The 17,920-nt window shown below is 47.9% G+C and carries 21 protein-coding genes; 13 read left to right on the forward strand and 8 right to left on the reverse strand.

Annotated features, from left to right (window positions below):
- The first annotated feature begins 2 nt into the window (after nucleotides 1-2).
- The 5 genes from GLV81_RS05555 to GLV81_RS05575 are packed head-to-tail and all read left to right on the forward strand — an operon-like array spanning nucleotide 3 to nucleotide 4,244.
- Nucleotides 3-1,169, forward strand: coding sequence for a glycosyltransferase family 4 protein (locus GLV81_RS05555; RefSeq protein WP_157477575.1), 1,167 nt, complete (start codon nucleotides 3-5; stop codon nucleotides 1,167-1,169).
- Nucleotides 1,170-1,189: 20 nt separating this feature from the next.
- Nucleotides 1,190-2,308: a non-hydrolyzing UDP-N-acetylglucosamine 2-epimerase gene (wecB, locus tag GLV81_RS05560; protein WP_157477578.1), complete on the forward strand. Its 1,119-nt coding sequence runs from the start codon at nucleotides 1,190-1,192 to the stop codon at nucleotides 2,306-2,308.
- Entirely contained in the window at nucleotides 2,305-3,231 is a 927-nt protein-coding gene (locus tag GLV81_RS05565; protein WP_157477580.1) for a glycosyltransferase family 2 protein, read from the forward strand. Before wecB ends, GLV81_RS05565 begins: the two co-directional genes overlap by 4 nt.
- A 10-nt stretch (nucleotides 3,232-3,241) precedes the next feature.
- Nucleotides 3,242-3,850, forward strand: coding sequence for a glycosyltransferase (locus GLV81_RS05570; protein ID WP_157477582.1), 609 nt, complete (start codon nucleotides 3,242-3,244; stop codon nucleotides 3,848-3,850).
- Entirely contained in the window at nucleotides 3,840-4,244 is a 405-nt protein-coding gene (locus GLV81_RS05575) for a glycosyltransferase family 2 protein (RefSeq protein WP_157477584.1), read from the forward strand. The genes GLV81_RS05570 and GLV81_RS05575 overlap by 11 nt, the downstream gene beginning before the upstream one ends.
- A gap of 68 nt (nucleotides 4,245-4,312) precedes the next feature.
- Here the strand turns inward: GLV81_RS05575 and GLV81_RS05580 are convergent, their stop codons facing one another.
- Nucleotides 4,313-6,823, reverse strand: coding sequence for a YfhO family protein (locus GLV81_RS05580; protein ID WP_157477586.1), 2,511 nt, complete (start codon nucleotides 6,821-6,823; stop codon nucleotides 4,313-4,315).
- Nucleotides 6,824-6,876: 53 nt separating this feature from the next.
- On the opposite strand from GLV81_RS05580, the gene GLV81_RS05585 reads away from it, so the two are divergent.
- On the forward strand, nucleotides 6,877-7,182 hold the full coding sequence (locus GLV81_RS05585; RefSeq protein ID WP_157477588.1) for a hypothetical protein: 306 nt from the start codon (nucleotides 6,877-6,879) through the stop codon (nucleotides 7,180-7,182).
- The gene (locus tag GLV81_RS05590) at nucleotides 7,179-7,973 is read left to right on the forward strand and encodes a queuosine precursor transporter (protein WP_157477590.1); all 795 of its coding nucleotides are present in this window, start codon (nucleotides 7,179-7,181) and stop codon (nucleotides 7,971-7,973) included. Before GLV81_RS05585 ends, GLV81_RS05590 begins: the two co-directional genes overlap by 4 nt.
- Nucleotides 7,974-8,071: 98 nt before the next feature.
- Here the strand turns inward: GLV81_RS05590 and cysM are convergent, their stop codons facing one another.
- The 5 genes from cysM to GLV81_RS05610 form a co-directional block, all read right to left on the reverse strand.
- Nucleotides 8,072-8,944 (reverse strand): cysteine synthase CysM, encoded by an 873-nt coding sequence (gene cysM / locus GLV81_RS05595; protein ID WP_157477592.1) that lies wholly within the window; start codon nucleotides 8,942-8,944, stop codon nucleotides 8,072-8,074.
- A 32-nt stretch (nucleotides 8,945-8,976) separates the two neighbouring features.
- The gene (gene epsC / locus GLV81_RS05600) at nucleotides 8,977-9,786 is read right to left on the reverse strand and encodes a serine O-acetyltransferase EpsC (protein WP_157477594.1); all 810 of its coding nucleotides are present in this window, start codon (nucleotides 9,784-9,786) and stop codon (nucleotides 8,977-8,979) included.
- 120 nt (nucleotides 9,787-9,906) lie between these two features.
- Nucleotides 9,907-10,035: a hypothetical protein gene (locus GLV81_RS21105; RefSeq protein ID WP_281350789.1), complete on the reverse strand. Its 129-nt coding sequence runs from the start codon at nucleotides 10,033-10,035 to the stop codon at nucleotides 9,907-9,909.
- Nucleotides 10,036-10,051: 16 nt separating this feature from the next.
- Nucleotides 10,052-10,372, reverse strand: a complete 321-nt coding sequence (locus tag GLV81_RS05605; protein WP_246186270.1) for an NUDIX domain-containing protein — start codon at nucleotides 10,370-10,372, stop codon at nucleotides 10,052-10,054.
- Nucleotides 10,369-11,310: a magnesium transporter CorA family protein gene (locus GLV81_RS05610; protein WP_157480682.1), complete on the reverse strand. Its 942-nt coding sequence runs from the start codon at nucleotides 11,308-11,310 to the stop codon at nucleotides 10,369-10,371. The genes GLV81_RS05605 and GLV81_RS05610 overlap by 4 nt, the downstream gene beginning before the upstream one ends.
- Before the next feature lie 67 nt (nucleotides 11,311-11,377).
- Between GLV81_RS05610 and GLV81_RS05615 the strand changes: the two genes are divergently transcribed.
- A complete protein-coding gene (locus GLV81_RS05615) occupies nucleotides 11,378-12,901 on the forward strand; it encodes a cryptochrome/deoxyribodipyrimidine photo-lyase family protein (protein WP_157477596.1) in 1,524 nt (507 codons plus the stop codon).
- Here the strand turns inward: GLV81_RS05615 and GLV81_RS05620 are convergent.
- Both GLV81_RS05620 and rocD read right to left on the reverse strand, forming a co-directional pair.
- Complete coding sequence (locus tag GLV81_RS05620) at nucleotides 12,898-13,431, reverse strand: GNAT family N-acetyltransferase (protein ID WP_197428969.1); 534 nt, start codon at nucleotides 13,429-13,431, stop codon at nucleotides 12,898-12,900. The two genes, GLV81_RS05615 and GLV81_RS05620, sit on opposite strands and share 4 nt — an antisense overlap.
- Nucleotides 13,432-13,439: 8 nt before the next feature.
- Nucleotides 13,440-14,684, reverse strand: coding sequence for an ornithine--oxo-acid transaminase (gene rocD, locus GLV81_RS05625; protein WP_157477600.1), 1,245 nt, complete (start codon nucleotides 14,682-14,684; stop codon nucleotides 13,440-13,442).
- A gap of 302 nt (nucleotides 14,685-14,986) precedes the next feature.
- On the opposite strand from rocD, the gene rpmB reads away from it, so the two are divergent.
- The 5 genes from rpmB to GLV81_RS05650 all read left to right on the forward strand — a co-directional run bounded on the left by rpmB (nucleotide 14,987) and on the right by GLV81_RS05650 (nucleotide 17,920).
- Complete coding sequence (gene rpmB, locus GLV81_RS05630; protein ID WP_425500009.1) at nucleotides 14,987-15,271, forward strand: 50S ribosomal protein L28; 285 nt, start codon at nucleotides 14,987-14,989, stop codon at nucleotides 15,269-15,271.
- A gap of 37 nt (nucleotides 15,272-15,308) precedes the next feature.
- Complete coding sequence (gene rpmG / locus GLV81_RS05635) at nucleotides 15,309-15,497, forward strand: 50S ribosomal protein L33 (RefSeq protein ID WP_157477602.1); 189 nt, start codon at nucleotides 15,309-15,311, stop codon at nucleotides 15,495-15,497.
- A gap of 53 nt (nucleotides 15,498-15,550) precedes the next feature.
- The gene (locus GLV81_RS05640; RefSeq protein ID WP_157477604.1) at nucleotides 15,551-15,724 is read left to right on the forward strand and encodes a DUF4295 domain-containing protein; all 174 of its coding nucleotides are present in this window, start codon (nucleotides 15,551-15,553) and stop codon (nucleotides 15,722-15,724) included.
- 131 nt (nucleotides 15,725-15,855) lie between these two features.
- On the forward strand, nucleotides 15,856-16,815 hold the full coding sequence (ftsY, locus tag GLV81_RS05645) for a signal recognition particle-docking protein FtsY (RefSeq protein WP_157477606.1): 960 nt from the start codon (nucleotides 15,856-15,858) through the stop codon (nucleotides 16,813-16,815).
- A gap of 70 nt (nucleotides 16,816-16,885) precedes the next feature.
- Entirely contained in the window at nucleotides 16,886-17,920 is a 1,035-nt protein-coding gene (locus GLV81_RS05650; protein ID WP_157477608.1) for a formylglycine-generating enzyme family protein, read from the forward strand.

Genomic DNA, 17,920 nt, shown 5'->3' on the forward strand with positions numbered 1-17,920 from the left:
GTATGAAAATCGGCATCATTTCAGTCATACACGAACCTTGGGGCGGCAGCGAAGAGCTATGGGCCAGCATGGCAGAAATAGCTTTGCAACAAGGGCACGAAGTGTTGTACTGTACATTGCGTTTTCCGCAGCAAGCCACCAAGGTAAAAGCCTTGCAGGCAAAGGGATTGAAGCTGGTATACAGAAAGGGATACGTGCCCAAACAAGAGGCTTCGTGGAAAAGGCAATTGAAAAAAGCAGGCTTGCTGTTGCAAAGCCAATGGCGCAATCCATTTCAGTCTTTGATGGATGCAAAGCCTGATCTTGTTATTTACAATGGCACTACTTTTTCAGCCATTGAGCATCCGGAAATTTTTGATTGGTGGAAAACAACGACTGCCACAAAAATTATATTGTCTCATTTTTTGCCTGAGCACAATGCCGTCTTGCATCCGCATAGGCGAAATCAGTTAGCTGATTTTTTTCAGCAAGCAGCGCATTGTTTTTTTGTAAGTGAACGCAGCAAACAAAATACGCAAAAGGCATTGGCGGTTTCGTTGCACAACAGCAGCATCATTCGCAATCCCGTGAATATGCCGGACATCTCAGCGTTGCCTTTTCCTCCTTTTCAAAAAGGCGTAGTGCAACTGGCCATGGTGGGCAACCTGCTGGTGATGCACAAAGGCCAGGATACGATGTTGCAAACGCTGGCACAACCAACCTGGAAACAATTGCCCTGGCACCTCAACGTGTATGGCCAGGGCATGGACCAACCTTATCTTGAGCAATTGGCTGCTATGTATGGCATTGCCGAAAAAATCAGTTTTCATGGCAGGGTGGCCGATATTCGGCAACTTTGGTCGCAGAACCATTTGCTGCTGATGCCATCCGTAATGGAAGGCATGCCACTGGCGGTGGTAGAAGCCATGCTTTGCGGCAGGCCGGTGCTGGCTACCGATGTAGGCGGACACACTGAATGGATCAATGATAATGTAGATGGTTTTATTGCTGCGGCACCTTCTGTTTATTGCCTGAGCGATGCCTTGCAAAGGGCGTGGCAACGACAACACGAATGGGCCCGCATCGGGCAAATGGCACACGAAAAAGCGACTCATTTGTATGACCCGCATCCGGGACAAACACTACTCACACAATTAGAAAAAATAGTTGCTGCCCGGCAATCGAAGTAGCAAATAGATGAAGTAATAGCATGAAGAAAAAAATCCTGTTCATATTCGGCACCCGGCCCGAAGCCATTAAAATGGCACCGCTGGTAAAAGCCTTTCAGCAAGAAAATGAATGGTGCGAACCCTTGGTGTGTTTGACAGCACAACACCGTCAGATGCTGGATCAGGTGATTGATTTTTTTGGCCTGCCTGTGCATGCCGACCTGAACATGATGAAGCCGAATCAAACACTGTTTCATATTACTGCCGATGCATTGCTGGGCTTGGAAAAAGTGTTGGATGACATGCAGCCAGATTTGGTGATTGTACAGGGAGATACCACCACTGCCTTTACCGGGGCGCTGGCAGCTTTCTACAAAAAAATTCCGGTAGCACATCTGGAAGCTGGCTTGCGGAGCGGTAATCATTACTCGCCGTTTCCGGAAGAAATCAACAGAAAACTCATTGGACAAATTGCAGATTGGCATTTTGCTCCCACGCCATTGGCGGTGGAAAATTTGCAACACAAGGATATTCACGGACAGGTATTGCTGACAGGCAACACCGTGATTGATGCCTTGCTCATGGGATTGGATAAAGTGAAGGATGATAAGGAATTGGCAGCACGTTTTTCATTTATAGATGCCAGCAAAAAAATGATCTTGGTGACTGGTCACCGACGTGAAAGCTTTGGGCAGGCGTTTGAAGATATCTGTCGTTCATTGTTACAACTGGTAGAAGAAAATGAGGACGTGCAAATGGTATATCCTGTACATCTCAATCCCAATGTTCGGGAGCCGGTCTTTCGGTTGCTGGGCAACCATCCTCGCATTCACTTGATAGAACCGGTCGATTATCCTGCCATGATTTGGTTGATGCATGCCAGCTATTTGATATTAACGGACTCTGGAGGTGTGCAGGAAGAAGCCCCAACCTTAGGTAAACCTGTATTGGTAATGCGGGAAGTAACGGAACGTACTGAAGGCATTGCTGCCGGCACCGCAAAATTGGTAGGCACCAATCCGGATGTAATTTTAAGCGAAGCTAGAAAACTATTACATGACCATGAAGCTTACGCTGCGATGGCCAATGCTGTCAATCCTTATGGTGATGGCACTACTTCGCAAACCATTGTTCAGTTTGTAAAAGCCCAACTGGCATGAGTAATCCGGCATTGATTTCCATAGTACTACCTACTTACAATGGGGCCAGGTATTTGGCTACTTCTATTGAGAGTTGCATAGAGCAAACCTATCCGCATTGGGAGCTCATTGTCATCAACGATTGTTCTACAGACAATACATTAGAGATAGCCAATGCTTTTGCCGAAAAAGATCAGCGCATCAGGGTAGTGAGCAATGAGCAAAACCTGAAATTGCCCATGTCGCTGAACAAAGGATTTGGTTTGGCTAATGGCGAATATTTCACCTGGACATCTGATGATAATTATTACAGCAAAGATGCATTGGCAGTCATGCTGGAAGCATTGCAAAATCAGCCCAATGCTACGCTGGTATACGCCGACGAAACCTTGATAGATGATGATGGAAAAGTAACCGGCACGTGGTTAATGGGCGATGTAAACCAACAGGTGGCCACATGGAAAGGATGCGGCGGTTGCTTCTTGTACAAACGCCACATGCAGCAAGCATTGAAGGGCTACGATCCCGCAATGTTCATGATTGAAGATTACGATTTCTTCCTGCGTGGATTTGTGCAGTTTCAATATTGCTATTTGCAGCGGGCCGATTTGTACTATTACCGGTTTCACCCGGCCTCACTTACCGGGCGGTACATGCCGTACGTGGCCGTGTTGCAAAAGCTGGTGATAGAAAAACAACTGGATGCACTTTCGAAGAAAATACAGCCTAATGATTTTGCTTTGTTGTTGCGCAAACTGAGTGTGCATTACATGGTCAACAAAGGCCATGCTGCGAAGTATGCGCATTACATGCAACTCTTGCGCAAGGTTTCATTTCGTCAATGGCTAATTACTTTATTGTATGTTCCGGTAAAAGGCTTCATGCGTTTTGCATTGCAGGCAGCGAAGTCTGTCCAGTTATTTTTTACTCAATTGTTCGGTTAATCTTTACGAGTTGAAGCCCGCTTTATCCATCATATTAGTCAACTACCACTCTGGCACATTTATGTACAATTGTGTGCAAAGCATTGTACAGGAAACAGTAGGAGTGGAGTATGAACTCATACTAATCGATAATAGCCCGCAGGATGGAGCAGCTAAAGGATTGCTTCAATCATTTCCACAGATTAAATACCAGGCATTACCAGCCAACGAGGGATTTGCCAGAGCCAACAATGCAGGCATTGCTTTAGCCAAAGGTGAAGTGATATTACTGTTGAATACCGATACGATTATTCGTCAAAATGCTATTGGTCATTGCTTCGAAAGATTACAACAAAACGAGGAACTGATTGCTGCTGGTGTGCAACTCGAATATGCAGATGGCAGTCCACAGGTAAGCGGCAGTTTTAACCTGACTGGAGGGCTTAATTTTTTAATGGTCATTCCTTATTTCGGCCGAATGCTGCGTTGGCTCTCCATGCAAATTGGTGTCAAGAAACCCAGCATAGCAGAAGCCGTTTCTGATACTGAAGTAGACTGGATTAGCGGCGCCTTTTTAATGGTAAAAAGGTCTGCTATTCGCCAGGCAGGACCACTGATCCAGACTTTTTTTGTACCATGAAGAAAGCGAGTGGTGTGGCCGATTGCAGCAGTACGGAAAGCTATGTTTGTATGGCGATTTGCGGGTGACACATTTGGAAGGTGCTTCTGCTAATACTGCTTTCCAGTCAAAGACAAATGCCTACAGCAACCTGTCTGATAAAAAGGGTTTTCAGCTACTGTTGTCTATGATGGTGCGCATCAGAAAGCAGTTTGGGTTGCACTGGTTTCTATTGCATCTCAGCATTCATTTACTGGCAAGTATTATGGGGTTACCCATTGCTTTTTTACATTCTTTTTTGGGAGGATTTAATAAGCTCAAACAAACATGGGGCTACACAAAAAATGTATGGCGCTTGTTGCCTTTTGTGATAACCATCATTCAAAAGCAACCTTTCTTTTATAAAGTGTTGTAGTCAATCAACAACATAAAAAAGGCTGGATGCTAATGGTAGCATCCAGCCTTTTTGTTGCGTTCATGTATTTATGATTCGCTTCTTTTTCTAAAATATTGCATGTACAAACCAAGCAACAGCAGCACCAACACAATCGCAGAAGTGATGGTAGTGGTGTTTGAGCCCATCTTATAACTCTCCGGCTCAAACTTCAATTCCAGCTTTTGGGTACCGGCAGGCAGGGCTACACCGCGAAGCACATAATTGGTTTTGACAATGGGTACTGGCTTGCCATCGGCATAGGCATTCCAGCCACGGCTGTAATAAATTTCGCTGAGTACGGCAAACTGTGGCTTGCCTGCAGTATTCACCGCATAGCTGATGTCGTTGTTGCGGTATTGCTGCAGCTTGATGCTGGCTGTACTATCCCATTGTGGCAATGCGGCAATTTGCGTTTTGAATGTGTCTTGCACGGCCACGCTGTCTTTCAGGTTGCTGCCTTTGAGGGCATTCATTTCTGCAGCCGCATCTTTTACAAAACCAATGTGTTTGGCCAACCAGGCAGCACCAAAAGCATACGGGTTTTGTTGTACTTCGGGGCCTTGCTGGCCGGGTACAATAAAGTATTTTGTATCGAGCATGCTTAGTACCTGCATGTTGGGGCTGCCGCTGCTCAATTGGTATTCAATCAGGTCTTGGTAAATGCTCAGCTTGGCCGGATGATACCCACCAATAGAACGCACAAACGCTGAAGTCAATGCATCATTAAACACATCGCCGGTTACATTAAACACCCGGAAATGCGGATCGGGATCTTGCTTGATTTGTGTGAGCACCTGATTGAGTGCCGGATTGCTGGATGCCACAAATTGCATGGCTTCTGTGTTGTCGGCTTCTTCAAAGTTGGCATCGTTTAAGTAACGGCGACCAATGGCCAGCAAATCAAAGGAACTCAACAAGAGTAATCCTGCCATAGCAATGCGCAGGTTGAGTTTGTTTTTTACAAAAGCAAACAACAACAGGAATCCGGCACCTGCAAAAGCGAGGCTGCGTAAGTAATCGTTCATGAAGAGTTCCTTGCGGTCTTCGCCGGCAGCATTGATGATGGCTTTGGCGGGTTCGGCAATTTGCGGAGCACTCTTGGTGATAGTCGACATCATTTCTTGCTCAGTGCCAGAGCGGAAGCTGGCCGTGAAATAGTAGAGCAACGCAACAACTAAAACACCACCGGTAAATATGCCAGCCATGCGTACGGTTTTCCATTTGGCAGCAGCGTCTTCAGTGCCAAACAAAACGGATTGCAAACCAATCATGCCAATCATGGCAAACAACAATTGCGGTACTACCAATATCATGGCCGGTGCCCGAAACTTGTTGTACATGGGCAGGTAGTTGAACAGGAAAGTATTGAAGCCTTCGAAGTTGCTGCCCCATGCCATCAGTATAGAAAGTACCACAGCGGCCAGTGCCCACCAGCGGTGCTCGTTGCTTTTGATGAGCATGCCCAAGGCAAACAACAAACAAATAATGGCACCGAGATACACGGGGCCTGACGTAAATGGTCGATCACCCCAGTAAGCTGTACCAAAGCGGCTCAGTTGCTGTGCCGTTTGCTGGTCGAGCTGGCCCGACTGAAACGCACCCATCAAGGCTTCATAAAATTTAGAGTCTTCGCCTAGCGATTCGCTGGCACCACCATTTACGTTGGGCACCAGCAGGCTCAGCGTTTCGGGCTTGCCATAGCTCCAGCGAAAAGCATACTCAGCATCGAGTCCAGAAGAAGCTGCTGCTTTTCCATCGGCCTTAGCTACGGGCAGTAGGTTAGCCTTACCACCACGCATACTTTCTTTGCTGTAATCGTAGGTGGTAAATAAGTTGACAGCGCTGGTGAGAGCACCAATACCTGCAGCTGCCAATGCAATGCTACCAGCAATAAACATGTGCTTGTATTCACCTGCTTTTATCCAACGAATGACATACGCAATGGTCATAAACAACACCACAACCATCATGTAAAAAATGATTTGCAGGTGGTTGTTTACAATGAGTGCTGCGGTAAATGCTGCGGTAAGTGCACCGCCAGCCCAATACTTTTTATTGTATAGTAAAATGAGTGCTCCCAACAGCGCTGGCATCAGTGCCATGGTGATCATCTTGGTATGGTGACCAACCGCAATGATGATGGGATCGTAGCTGCAAAAAGCGAAGCCGATACTGCCGAGGATTCCAATCCATGGATTAATGCGCAATACCTGGCTCAGGAAGTAAAAACACACACAGGCCAAAAAGAAATAACTGAATGGCTCTGGCAAATACAGCGACATGGCTTTGATGATGTGTGCCGGCACATATGCATTGCTGGGGAAAGCAATGTTGTAGGTGGGCATACCTCCAAACAGGCTATTGGTCCACAGTGGAAAAACGCCGTTTGCTTCTTTGTAATTAAAGGCATCCTGTGCCATGCCTTTCCACTGTGTAAGGTCGTGCTGTGCCACGGCTTTGCCTTCGAGGGCTGGCTTGCAATACAGCAGGGTTACTACCAGAAAAATGCCAATTGCCAGCAAGTGTGGCAACCATTTTTTGAAATCAATCTTCGCCATTTGTTTGAGTATTTAGCACCCGCTGCAGCGGGGCGAGGCAAATTAATAGTATTTTGCCTGCTTTGGCTAATCCACTTTGCTATGAACGGGCAGCTGCAAAAGTACTTATCATCCTCAATACTTGCTTTTGGCTCACGGTGTCGTTTGCCCTGTGGCAGTATAGTGGCGACTTTCCGCAGCAGCTGGTGAGTACGGTGATTGTGCTGGGTGTATTGTCGGTGTTGGCCAACGGTTATTTCTGGGCGCAGTTTTGGTGGAAAAGGAAAAGCCGCCGCACTCCGAACAATCCTTGGTTTTTGGCATTTATAGGGCTGTCTTCGTTGGCTCAATTGTACCTCCTCATTTTTACCCGCTCATGATACTAGACATTATTCGCAACAAAGCCACCCGGCTCTTCATTATTCTGGGCGGTTTCTTTATCGCCAATGCATTGATTGCAGAATTTATCGGCGTTAAAATCTTTTCGCTGGAAAGAACGTTGGGGATAGCACCCTTGAACCTGCACCTTTTTGGCGGCGATTTTTCATTCAACCTCACAGCGGGTGTGTTGCTTTGGCCGGTAGTGTTCATCATGACCGATATCATCAATGAATATTACGGGCAAAAAGGGGTGAAGTTTTTGAGTTACCTCACAGCAGGTTTGATTTCGTTTGCTTTTCTGTTGTTCTTTTTTGCCATCCGGCTTACGCCAGCAGATTGGTGGGTGGGCAGCAAAGCCAATGCCGGTGTAAATGATATGCAGGCAGCTTACGGTGCAGTATTCGGACAAGGTTTGTGGATCATCATTGGTTCACTCACCGCCTTTTTGATTGGACAAATTTTGGATGTGCTGGTCTTTCACAAAATCAAAAGCATCACGGGTGAAAAAGCCATTTGGGCCAGGGCAACGGGCAGTACATTAGTGAGCCAACTCATTGATAGTTTTGTGGTGCTGGGCATTGCTTTTTATGTAGGCCCTACATTAGATCCATCCAACGGTACTCCGTGGACTTTGAGCATGTTACTCAGCATAGGCACGGGCAATTACATTTACAAATTTGTAGTAGCCATTGTCATGACGCCAATTATCTATGCCGTGCATGGGGTTATTGAAAAATACCTCGGTCACGATTTGGCAGCACAAATGAAACGAGCTGCTATGCAGCGGTAAAAGACAAGTTTACTAGTTTGAATGTTGACGAGTTCACAAGATGTGAAACATATGGAAGAACTCGTGAACTTGTAAACTCGTGAACCTTCAAACTGTATTTACCCAAATAAATCCGAACTCAGATAGCGGTCGCCGCGGTCGCAGGCAATGAATACGATGACGCCACTTTCCAGTTCGCTGGCCAATTGTAAGGCAGCAAATGCTGCACCGCCACTACTCATGCCCGAAAAGATGGCTTCTTCTTTGGCCAGTCTTCTCGCCATCAGTGTCGCATCTTGCTGGCTCACATCTATGATGCGGTCCACCCGTGCTGGATCATAAATTTTAGGCAGGTATTCCACAGGCCAGCGGCGTATGCCGGGTATCGAAGATTCTTCTGTGGGCTGGCATCCTACAATTTGTATCGCAGGGTTCATTTCTTTCAAAAACATAGACGTGCCCATAATGGTACCCGTGGTACCCATGCTGCTAACAAAGTGTGTTACTGCGCCATCTGTATCTCTTACAATTTCAGGGCCGGTGGTTTTATAGTGGGCCAGATAATTATCAGGGTTGGCAAACTGATTCAAAATAAAATGCGAACCACTCGCTGCTTTTGCTTCTGCATAGTCACGGCATTTTTCAATGCCTTCCAGCAAGGTTACTTTGGCACCAAAAGCCTCCATGGTGAGTGTACGTTCCTTGGTACTGTTGCTCGGCATTACCAGTTCAATTTCCAAATTGTACAAGCGGGCAATCATCGCCAATGCAATGCCGGTGTTGCCGCTGGTGGCTTCAATCAAAGGCATGCCGGGTTTGATATCACCCCGCTCCACCGCACTGCGAATCATGTTGAGTGCCGGCCGGTCTTTTACACTGCCGCCAGGGTTATGGCCTTCCAGTTTTGCGTAAATGGTTACGTTCGGGTTGGGGTTGATGTGCTGTAATTGCACCAGCGGTGTATTGCCTACCAAATCGAGAATGCTTGCCATGGTATAAGGTTATAAAAGCGTTGACGAAAATATCAAGCTTGTATTTGTGTTTCTACTTTTATTTCAGGCCGGTGATACACGGTGCTGTAAGGGGCTACACTTTTGGTGAGCCACACGTTACCACCAATAATGCTATGGTGTCCTATTACGGTTTCGCCGCCCAGGATGGTGGCGCCGGAGTATATCACGGCATGGTCTTCCACCGTTGGGTGGCGTTTACTGTTGGCCATGCTTTTGGCTACGCTTAAAGCCCCGAGCGTTACACCTTGGTACAGCTTTACATGATTGCCAATATGCGTAGTTTCACCAATGACTATACCGGTGCCGTGGTCTATAAAAAAATGATGGCCGATGGTAGCTCCGGGGTGAATGTCTATGCCCGTTTGTGCATGTGCCTGCTCGGTCAAAATGCGGGGAATGAGCGGCACATGTAGCGAGTATAAAGCATGCGCCAAACGATACAAACTGATGGCCTGAAAACCAGGATAGGCACGTACTACTTCAAAGCTGTTAGTGGCTGCAGGGTCGCCGGCTACAATGGCGTCAATGTCGGTATTGAGCAACGCATATACTTCGGGGAGTTGTGCAAAAAAAGCTTCGGCAATTTCCTGATTGTTGCAGCTGTGGCAGGCTTTGGTAGCGTTCAGAATGCTCACCAATTCATCTTGCAATGCAGCCAGCTGATGGTCGATCGCATCAGGCGTTTCGTAGCGGTACTCGGCTTTTTCCGGAAACAAAATACAGAGCAGCGACATGGCCCATTGGGCAATGCGATGATTGGACGGAACGGGCTCTACACCGGCCTGCTTTTGAAACAACTGCTGCGCAAATGAAGTAGACATGTTGGTAAATGTGCATGCAATTACATGCGGTAACAAAAGTAATGGCTACCCAATCAATGAAGATTGGGGCTTTGTTAAACCATCCAAAGCTGCAGGAGAATTACCTTTTTCGCAACCTGCTCAATACTGCTGCTTCACCATATCTGCCACAATCTTGTCGATGGGGAGGGTGAGTTGCTCGCTGCCGAATTCATGCCAGTGTACAAAGCGGGGCGTCTCAATTTCGCCGGTCTTTTGGTAAATGGCCATTTGCTGTTCGTCAAAATTAAACGGCTTTTCCCGCAGGGGAGCAGTAATGGGTTCTAGTGCAAATGCTTCGTAGTAAATACTGATGATTTGATACTTGTTGTTGAATGCACTCGATCTGAAAAAAATCGGTGGTGTAAATGTGTTTGCCCACTTCTACTTTCAGGTTCAGTTCTTCCATAAACTCACGGGCCAGGCAGTCACGGGTGCCTTCTCCAAACTCTAACCCGCCACCGGGAAACTTGGTGATGAGCATGCCTCGGATGTATTCATCACTCACCAGTACCCGTTTGTTGTCGTCCATCAAAATGCCATACACACGAATGCTGAAATCACTCATCGGGAAATTTTTTGGCGTACAAAATACCAGCCCAGCCATAAGCCAAGGCTAACGGATAAAAATACCGGGATGTAAAATGCATAATGCGATTCTTGCCCGGGCAGCGGCACATTCATGCCATAAATGCTGGCTACCAATACGGGTATTTGCAGGGCAATGGTGACATAGGTCAGTCGCTTCAACACTACGTTTTGATTGTTGCTGATGATGCTGGCGAAAGCATCCAGCGTACTGCTCAAAATGTTGGTGTAAATATTGGCCATTTCAAGGGCCTGACTGTTATCAACAATCAAGTCGTTGAGGTAGTCTCTTTCTTCTTCATTTAACCCCAAAAAGTTGGTGCGTTCCAGCTTCATCATCAGCAGTTCGTTGCTGCGCAAAGCCGTCACGAAATACACCAGACTTTTTTGAATGCGTACCAGTTCCAACAGGTCATCGTTGCTGTTGCTGTCGTACAGTTTTTGCTCCAGCAGGTTGCGGCGATGGTTGATTTCTTTCAGGAAGTCCATGAAGTTTACCACCACTTTTTCAAATATTTTCAGCACCATCAGCTTGCGGTTGTCGGGCTTGCGGTTTTGAAAACTGTTGAAGAATTTTTTGATAGCGCCGTTGTCAAAGCTGTTGACCGTTACAATTTGGTTGTGGGTAAGAATGATACAAATAGGAATGGTGATGTAAAACGCATCGCTGTCATTGAACGAGTTGTTTTCCGCAGGGGTTTTTATCACAATCAACCGCACATTATCGTCTATTTCGTAGCGGCTTCTTTCGTCGATATCGAGGGAGTCACTCAAAAAATCGAGGGGTATTTCCAGGTTGTCAGACAACTGCTGAAATTCCTCCTGCTTGAGTGGCGGCAGCACATTTACCCATGCACCCGGCTCCGGGGCATGAATTTCTATGGTGCGTTGGTCCTGATTTTTGAAGTATTGTATCACGGGTGGCAAAGATGCGTCATTCTATCATTGGCATACATGAAGTTTCTGCGGTCATTTTTTGCCCGTCATGTCCGAACCATTAATGCCGCTCATTGTTGATGGCATCATGCGACAGGCGGTGGTAGTAGTTTGGTTGAAAAGAGACTTGCGCTGGCAAGATCATGCGCCTTTGCAGATGGCTATTGATACAGGCTTGCCGGTGCTGCCGCTCTATGTATTTGAGCCTGCTTTGCTACAGGTGCCCGATAGTGATGTGCGGCATTGGTGGTTTGTTTGGCAATCGCTCCAAGCCATGCAGCAAGCACAACCAGCTGTGCCCATCTTGAAGCTGCATGCGGCTGTGCCTGATGCCTTTCATTGGCTGCTGCAGCACTACGATATCAAAGGTTTGTACAGCCATCAGGAAACGGGTAACGACCTTACATTTCAGCGGGATAAATGGGTGGCCAAATTTTGCCAGTCCAACAACATCCTTTGGCAGGAAACGGCTGACCGTGGTGTACAGCGGGGTTTGCGCCGCCGCCAGCAATGGAATCAGCAATGGATGGCGTACATGGAAGCACCTATTTGCCAGCCAGCATTCGACCGGGCGGTTTGGGCAAGCCTTCCCGCCAATGGTCCTTTCGTTCATTCGTTTGATGAATTGTTTCCTGCTTTCTCAAGTTTGCAAATGCAGCGGCAACCCGGTGGCTCGGCGGCAGGTTGGCTATACTTGAATGGCTTTTTAAAAGAAAGAGGGTTGTTGTATCAAAAGCATATTTCCAAGCCCTTGCTTTCCCGCACTTCTTGCAGTCGGTTGTCGCCGTACCTGGCCTATGGCAATTTATCCATCCGTCAGGTATGGCAGGCCACGCAACAACGTATAGCCGAAGAGCCATCTATGAAAAGGCCGTTGCGTTTCTTCAGCCAGCGGTTGTTGTGGCACAGCCATTTTGTGCAAAAGTTGGAAACCCGCCCGGGACTGGAGTTTGCCAATACTAACGATGGGTTCAACGCCGTTCGGCAAACAGTAAATGACGAATTTGTAGCCGCCTGGCAGCATGGGCAAACGGGTATACCCATGGTAGATGCCTGCATGCGTTGTGTGGTAGCCACGGGCTATCTCAACTTCAGGATGCGGGCCATGCTGGTGAGCTTTTTTACCCACCACGGCTGGCAGCCCTGGCAGGCGGGTGTGCATTGGCTGGCCCGGCAGTTTTTGGATTACGAACCGGGTATTCACTTCCCGCAGTTTCAGATGCAGGCGGGTGTAACCGGCATCAATACCATCCGCATTTACAACCCCATCAAGCAGGGCCTCGATCATGATGCTGAAGGACAGTTCATCAGGCAATGGGTACCTGAGTTGGCCAAGGTGCCGTCCCCTTTCATTCATCAGCCTTGGATGCTGAATGTGTTTGAGCAACGGGAATTTGGTGTGGCTTTGGGCAGTTCTTATCCGGCTCCCATTTTAGAGGTAGATATGGCTGCACGACATGCCCGGGAGCAATTGTGGCAATTGAAAAAATCCAGCACAGTTCGGCAGGCCAATCAGAACATACTCGGTACGCTTACCAGCCGGCGTACCGAAGAAGACGCTATGGGGGCTTAATGCTTCGGCATGGGCAAGCCCATCAGCCAGTCGAGTTGTGGATCTTTACCTAAAACAAACGTATCGGTGCCAATGATGGCAAAGCCCATTTTCTTGTAAAAGGCAATGGCCGCTTCGTTTTGCTGCCACACACCCAGCCACAGGTAGTCGTGGCCATGCTCGGCGGCATGTGCTTTGGCTGCCGCCATCAGTATGCGGCCAATGCCTTTGCCCTTGGCTTCGGGGTGTACGTAAATGCGGGAAATCTGCAGGGGATTGTCGAAAGGCATGGGCATGGGCGGCTGGCTCCATTGCAATTTCAGCAGGCCAACAATGTGGTCGTTTACCAGCGCCAGCAGGTACAGCACATCATCCTGATGTATTTCAGCTGCCAGCACTTCTGGAGCATAGGCCTGGCTGCAATACAGCTCCATGTCCTCAGCTGTATTGTGGGCCGCATAAGTATCTCTGAAAGTCATTTCGGCAAAGCCGGCCACAGCTGCAGCATCTGCAGCAGTGGCCGGTCGCATCCAGCATTGGGTAACATCCATGAGTTGAATTATTCTGCTAATGATGACAAAGACTGATGAATAATCTGCACACATTCCCTGATTTGCGCTTCGGTGATGCACAGGGGAGGAGCAAAGCGAATTTTGTCGCCGTGAGTAGGTTTAGCCAGTAATCCGTTGTCTTTCAGCGTCAGGCAAAAATCCCAGGCGGCTTCGGGGTTGCTGTGTTTGATGACGATGGCATTGAGCAAGCCCTTGCCCCGCACTTCGGCTATGTAGGGCGATTGCAAGGCTTCCAGTTCGCTGCGCAATAAAGCACCGAGGCGTTCAGCGTTGTCTGCCATTTGTTCATCTTTCAGTACCTGCAGTGCCTCCATGGCTACAGCACAGGCCAGCGGATTGCCGCCGTAGGTGCTGCCATGCTCACCGGGTTGTATGTTCATCATGATGATGTCGTCGCAGAGTACGGCACTCACAGGCATGGTGCCGCCGCTGAGAGCTTTACCCAAAATGAGAATGTCGGGGCGAACGTCCTCATGGTCGCAGGCCAGCATTTTGCCGGTACGGCAAAGACCAGTTTGTATTTCATCGGCTATAAACAACACATTGCATTGGTCGCACAAAGCCCGAACGCCTTTCAGGTAGCCATCGTGTGGTACCACCACGCCAGCTTCTCCTTGTATGGGTTCTACCATAAAAGCCGCCACGTTGGGGTCTTGCAGGGCACGTTCCAAATCGGAGAGGTCGTTGTAATGCACCAAATCAAACCCAGGCATAAACGGCCCGAAATTGTGGTAACTGCTGGGGTCGGTGCTGCTGCTGATGGCGGCCAGTGTTCGGCCCCAAAAGTTGCCCTTGGCAAAAACAATCTTTGCCTCGTTTTCAGGGATGCCTTTTTTTACATACCCCCAGCGGCGGGCCAGTTTAATAGCGGTTTCGCCACCCTCTACGCCGGTGTTCATGGGCAATACCTTGTCGTATCCGAAATAAGCGGTGATGAATTTTTCATATTCACCCAACAGGTTGCTGTGAAAAGCCCGGCTGGTGAGGGTGAGCTGTTGGGCTTGCTCAGTAAGCCGCTGAATGATGCGGGGGTGACAATGGCCTTGGTTCACAGCCGAGTAGCCACTTAAAAAATCGAAATAGCGTTTGCCGTCCACGTCCCACACAAATACGCCGCTGCCTTTTTCCAGTACCACCGGCAGGGGGTGATAGTTGTGAGCTCCGTGCTCCAGTTCCAAATCAATAAAATATGCCGACCGAGCCGAAACGGCAGCTGTTGAAGTATGTGCCATAATAATAAATGAATAAAACAATGCTGCTACCGGTGAAGCCGATAACAGGGATGAACAAAAAGATGAATGCGGAAAAAATCAGGCCCGGGCCATGGGGTGGTCCAAAAAGTCGAGGTTGGTACCTAAAAATGATATGTTGGGATGAATGGCCATTTGTAAAATCGATGGCAAGTAAAGGCTTTTTTTGGCAAATGCCTAAAATGGATCGAAAAGAGTTGGTAGTTGGCTAAGAAAAGAGTCTATTTGCCCTCCAATTAAAAAAATAAGCGAAAGAGGGCTGTAAATCTTCAAATTTCATTTTGTTGTTTGCTGTAGATGCTGCACCTTTGCCGTCCGAAAAAAACAAGATCATGGCAAGAGTATGTCAGGTAACAGGTAAAAAACCAATGACTGGTCATCATGTTAGTCACTCTAACATTAAGACCAAACGCAGATTCAATCCGAATTTGCAGACTAAGCGTTTCTTCCTGGCCGAAGAAGACAAATGGATTACCCTGAAGGTATCAGCTGATGCAATTCGTACCATCAATAAGAAAGGTCTTTTTGCAGTGGTAAAAGAGCTTCGTGAAAGTGGCGTAGCTATCTAATCTCAACCTTTTATAACACTCGAAATATCTATATATCATGGCAAAGAAGAGCAAAGGCAACCGGGTACAGGTGATTCTGGAGTGCACTGAGCACAAGCACAGCGGTGTAGCCGGTACCAGCCGTTACATTTCTGTAAAGAACAAAAAGAATACTCCTGAGCGTTTGGAACTGAAGAAGTACAATCCCATTCTGAAGAAGGTGACTGTACACAAAGAAATCAAGTAATCCATACCGTTACCTGTCGAACTGTCAACCGTTAACCTGTCAACTCATTTCATATGGCAAAAGTAGCTTCAAAAAACTCGAAAGTAAAAGATGCTAAGGCAGCAGCCGAAGCCAAAAACTGGACCAAAGTAATTAAGGCTGTACGCAGCCCTAAGACTGGTGCCTATACTTTCAAAGAAGTGATCGTTCACAAAGACAAAGTGAAAGATTTCCTCGCTGAAAAGTAATTTTCGCAGGATGAAAATAACAGAGCTGTCATTCCGATTGGTTTGATGGCTTTTTTTATTTTCTACAACAGTGGCAACATTGCCCCGTTCTCCGGAACCTTCATTTTTCTACTTCAGGAATTCAATGCATTATGGGCTTTTTCGATAAACTTTTTGGCAAAAAAGAAAAGCAAACCCTCGACCAGGGGTTGGAAAAAACCAAGGAAAGTTTCTTTTCAAAAATCACCAAGGCCGTAGCCGGTAAAAGCAGCATCGATGATGATGTGCTCGACAACCTGGAAGAAGCTCTTGTTGGTGCTGATGTTGGTATTGAAACCACAGTGGCCCTCATCGATCGCATTAGCGACCGGGTGAAAAAAGACAAATACCTCGGCACTGCCGATCTCAACCGCATTATGCAGGAAGAGATGGCCGGCATTTTGGTGGATGCGCCGTCTTCGTTGGCTTCGGGCTTCGACCTGCAAGGCATGCCCAAGCCTTATGTAATGCTGGTGGTAGGTGTAAACGGCGTTGGTAAAACGACCACTATTGGCAAGCTGGCACATCAGTTTAAAGCTGCAGGCAAATCGGTTGTGCTGGGCGCCGCCGATACATTTAGAGCCGCGGCAGTAGGCCAGCTCACTATTTGGAGCGAAAGGGTAGGTGTACCTATTGTAAAGCAAGCGATGGGCAGCGATCCTGCTTCGGTGGCTTTTGATACCGTACAAAGCGGCATGGCCCGTGGTGCTGATGTTATTATCATCGACACAGCTGGCCGCCTGCACAACAAGTTGCACCTGATGGAAGAACTCAGTAAGATTCGTCGGGTAATTAAAAAGCAACTGCCCGAAGCACCACATGAAGTATTGTTGGTGCTCGATGGCAGTACCGGACAAAACGCATTGGAGCAGGCCAAACATTTTACCGCTGCCACAGAGGTTACCAGCATGGCTGTAACCAAGCTTGATGGAACGGCAAAAGGTGGCGTAGTCTTGGCCATCAGCCATCAAATGAATATCCCGGTTCGCTATATTGGCGTTGGCGAGAAAATTGAAGACCTGCTGGTGTTTGACAAAAAAGAATTTGTACATACCTTATTTTCAGTTCAATAACGGCACAGAATTTTTAATGTGCCAACACCGTAGGGATGCCTAAATTGCAAAGGCATCCCTACTTTTTTTCATGAAAAGAATTTTCCTTGGATTGGCAGCATTGCTGGCACTGGCGGCAGCTTATTTTTTTATGCCTAGTATTTTGCCCGACGGGCAACAGGTTAAACCTGTTCAGTCACTGGAAGTTGATCCTGACGACCGGCCTCATGGAATGTTGTGGGTAGAAGGGGGCGCATTTAGCATGGGCAGCAACGATGATTTGGCCAATGCAGATGAACAACCGGCTCATTTGGTAAAAGTCGACGGCTATTGGATAGACGAGCATGAAGTAACCGTAGCGGCATTCGATAGCTTCGTTAGGGCTACCGGCTACAAAACCGAAGCTGAAATACCGCATAGTGCCGGCCAATGGCAGGCATGCTGGCCTGCTGCAACGCCATTTGATGCCAAAGCAGCCAATACCGCAGGCTCATTTATTGCCACTGCATCTGGCGATACAAAACACTGGCAATGGACGCAAGGTGCATCGTGGCGCCACCCATTGGGGCCGGCATCTACTGCTCAGCCTACTCATCCGGTACAGCACATTAGCTGGAATGATGCCATAGCCTACTGTGCCTGGCAAGGTAGCCGCCTTCCCTCCGAGGCAGAATGGGAATATGCTGCCATTGCGGGAAGAGATTCGATGCGATCGGCATGGGGAAAGAATACGCCCGAAAAGCCGGCGGCTGCGGTAGCATTATCAGCTGTGCAGCCTGTCAAATCTTTCGCTGCCAATCCCTGGCGGCTGTACGATTTGGATGGAAATGTAGCCGAGTGGTGTGGCGATTGGTACGATGCCCGTTATTACAAAGGCATGGGCAATGCAGTGGCAGTACAAAATCCGTTGGGCCCTTCGGCTGATAGCAGCAAACAGCTGACTAAGAGAGTGCTGAAAGGGGGCGATTATTTGGCTGCAGGACCCGATTTCTCATCCTGCAGGCCTTCTGCCCGCAGAGCCATGCATCCTTCTTTTTCGGGCAGTGCCACGGGTTTTCGCACAATCATGACTGCCCCAATGTGGGAGGCCAAAAAAGTGCTGAGCAAATTGAAAAAGCAGGATTGA

It is taken from the genome of Phnomibacter ginsenosidimutans, from assembly GCF_009740285.1.
GTDB classification, from domain to species: domain Bacteria; phylum Bacteroidota; class Bacteroidia; order Chitinophagales; family Chitinophagaceae; genus Phnomibacter; species Phnomibacter ginsenosidimutans.

Bases quoted from the DNA above. Each gene is read 5' to 3' on its own strand.
- GLV81_RS05555 (WP_157477575.1), top strand. From the start codon at position 3: ATGAAAATCGGCATCATTTCAGTCATACACGAACCTTGGGGCGGCAGC.
- wecB (WP_157477578.1), top strand. From the start codon at position 1,190: ATGAAGAAAAAAATCCTGTTCATATTCGGCACCCGGCCCGAAGCCATT.
- GLV81_RS05565 (WP_157477580.1), top strand. From the start codon at position 2,305: ATGAGTAATCCGGCATTGATTTCCATAGTACTACCTACTTACAATGGG.
- GLV81_RS05580 (WP_157477586.1), bottom strand. From the start codon at position 6,823: ATGGCGAAGATTGATTTCAAAAAATGGTTGCCACACTTGCTGGCAATT.
- GLV81_RS05590 (WP_157477590.1), top strand. From the start codon at position 7,179: ATGATACTAGACATTATTCGCAACAAAGCCACCCGGCTCTTCATTATT.
- cysM (WP_157477592.1), bottom strand. From the start codon at position 8,944: ATGGCAAGCATTCTCGATTTGGTAGGCAATACACCGCTGGTGCAATTA.
- epsC (WP_157477594.1), bottom strand. From the start codon at position 9,786: ATGTCTACTTCATTTGCGCAGCAGTTGTTTCAAAAGCAGGCCGGTGTA.
- GLV81_RS21105 (WP_281350789.1), bottom strand. From the start codon at position 10,035: ATGGCCATTTACCAAAAGACCGGCGAAATTGAGACGCCCCGCTTTGTA.
- GLV81_RS05605 (WP_246186270.1), bottom strand. From the start codon at position 10,372: ATGAGTGATTTCAGCATTCGTGTGTATGGCATTTTGATGGACGACAAC.
- GLV81_RS05615 (WP_157477596.1), top strand. From the start codon at position 11,378: ATGTCCGAACCATTAATGCCGCTCATTGTTGATGGCATCATGCGACAG.
- GLV81_RS05620 (WP_197428969.1), bottom strand. From the start codon at position 13,431: ATGGATGTTACCCAATGCTGGATGCGACCGGCCACTGCTGCAGATGCT.
- rocD (WP_157477600.1), bottom strand. From the start codon at position 14,684: ATGGCACATACTTCAACAGCTGCCGTTTCGGCTCGGTCGGCATATTTT.
- rpmG (WP_157477602.1), top strand. From the start codon at position 15,309: ATGGCAAAGAAGAGCAAAGGCAACCGGGTACAGGTGATTCTGGAGTGC.
- GLV81_RS05640 (WP_157477604.1), top strand. From the start codon at position 15,551: ATGGCAAAAGTAGCTTCAAAAAACTCGAAAGTAAAAGATGCTAAGGCA.
- ftsY (WP_157477606.1), top strand. From the start codon at position 15,856: ATGGGCTTTTTCGATAAACTTTTTGGCAAAAAAGAAAAGCAAACCCTC.
- GLV81_RS05650 (WP_157477608.1), top strand. From the start codon at position 16,886: ATGAAAAGAATTTTCCTTGGATTGGCAGCATTGCTGGCACTGGCGGCA.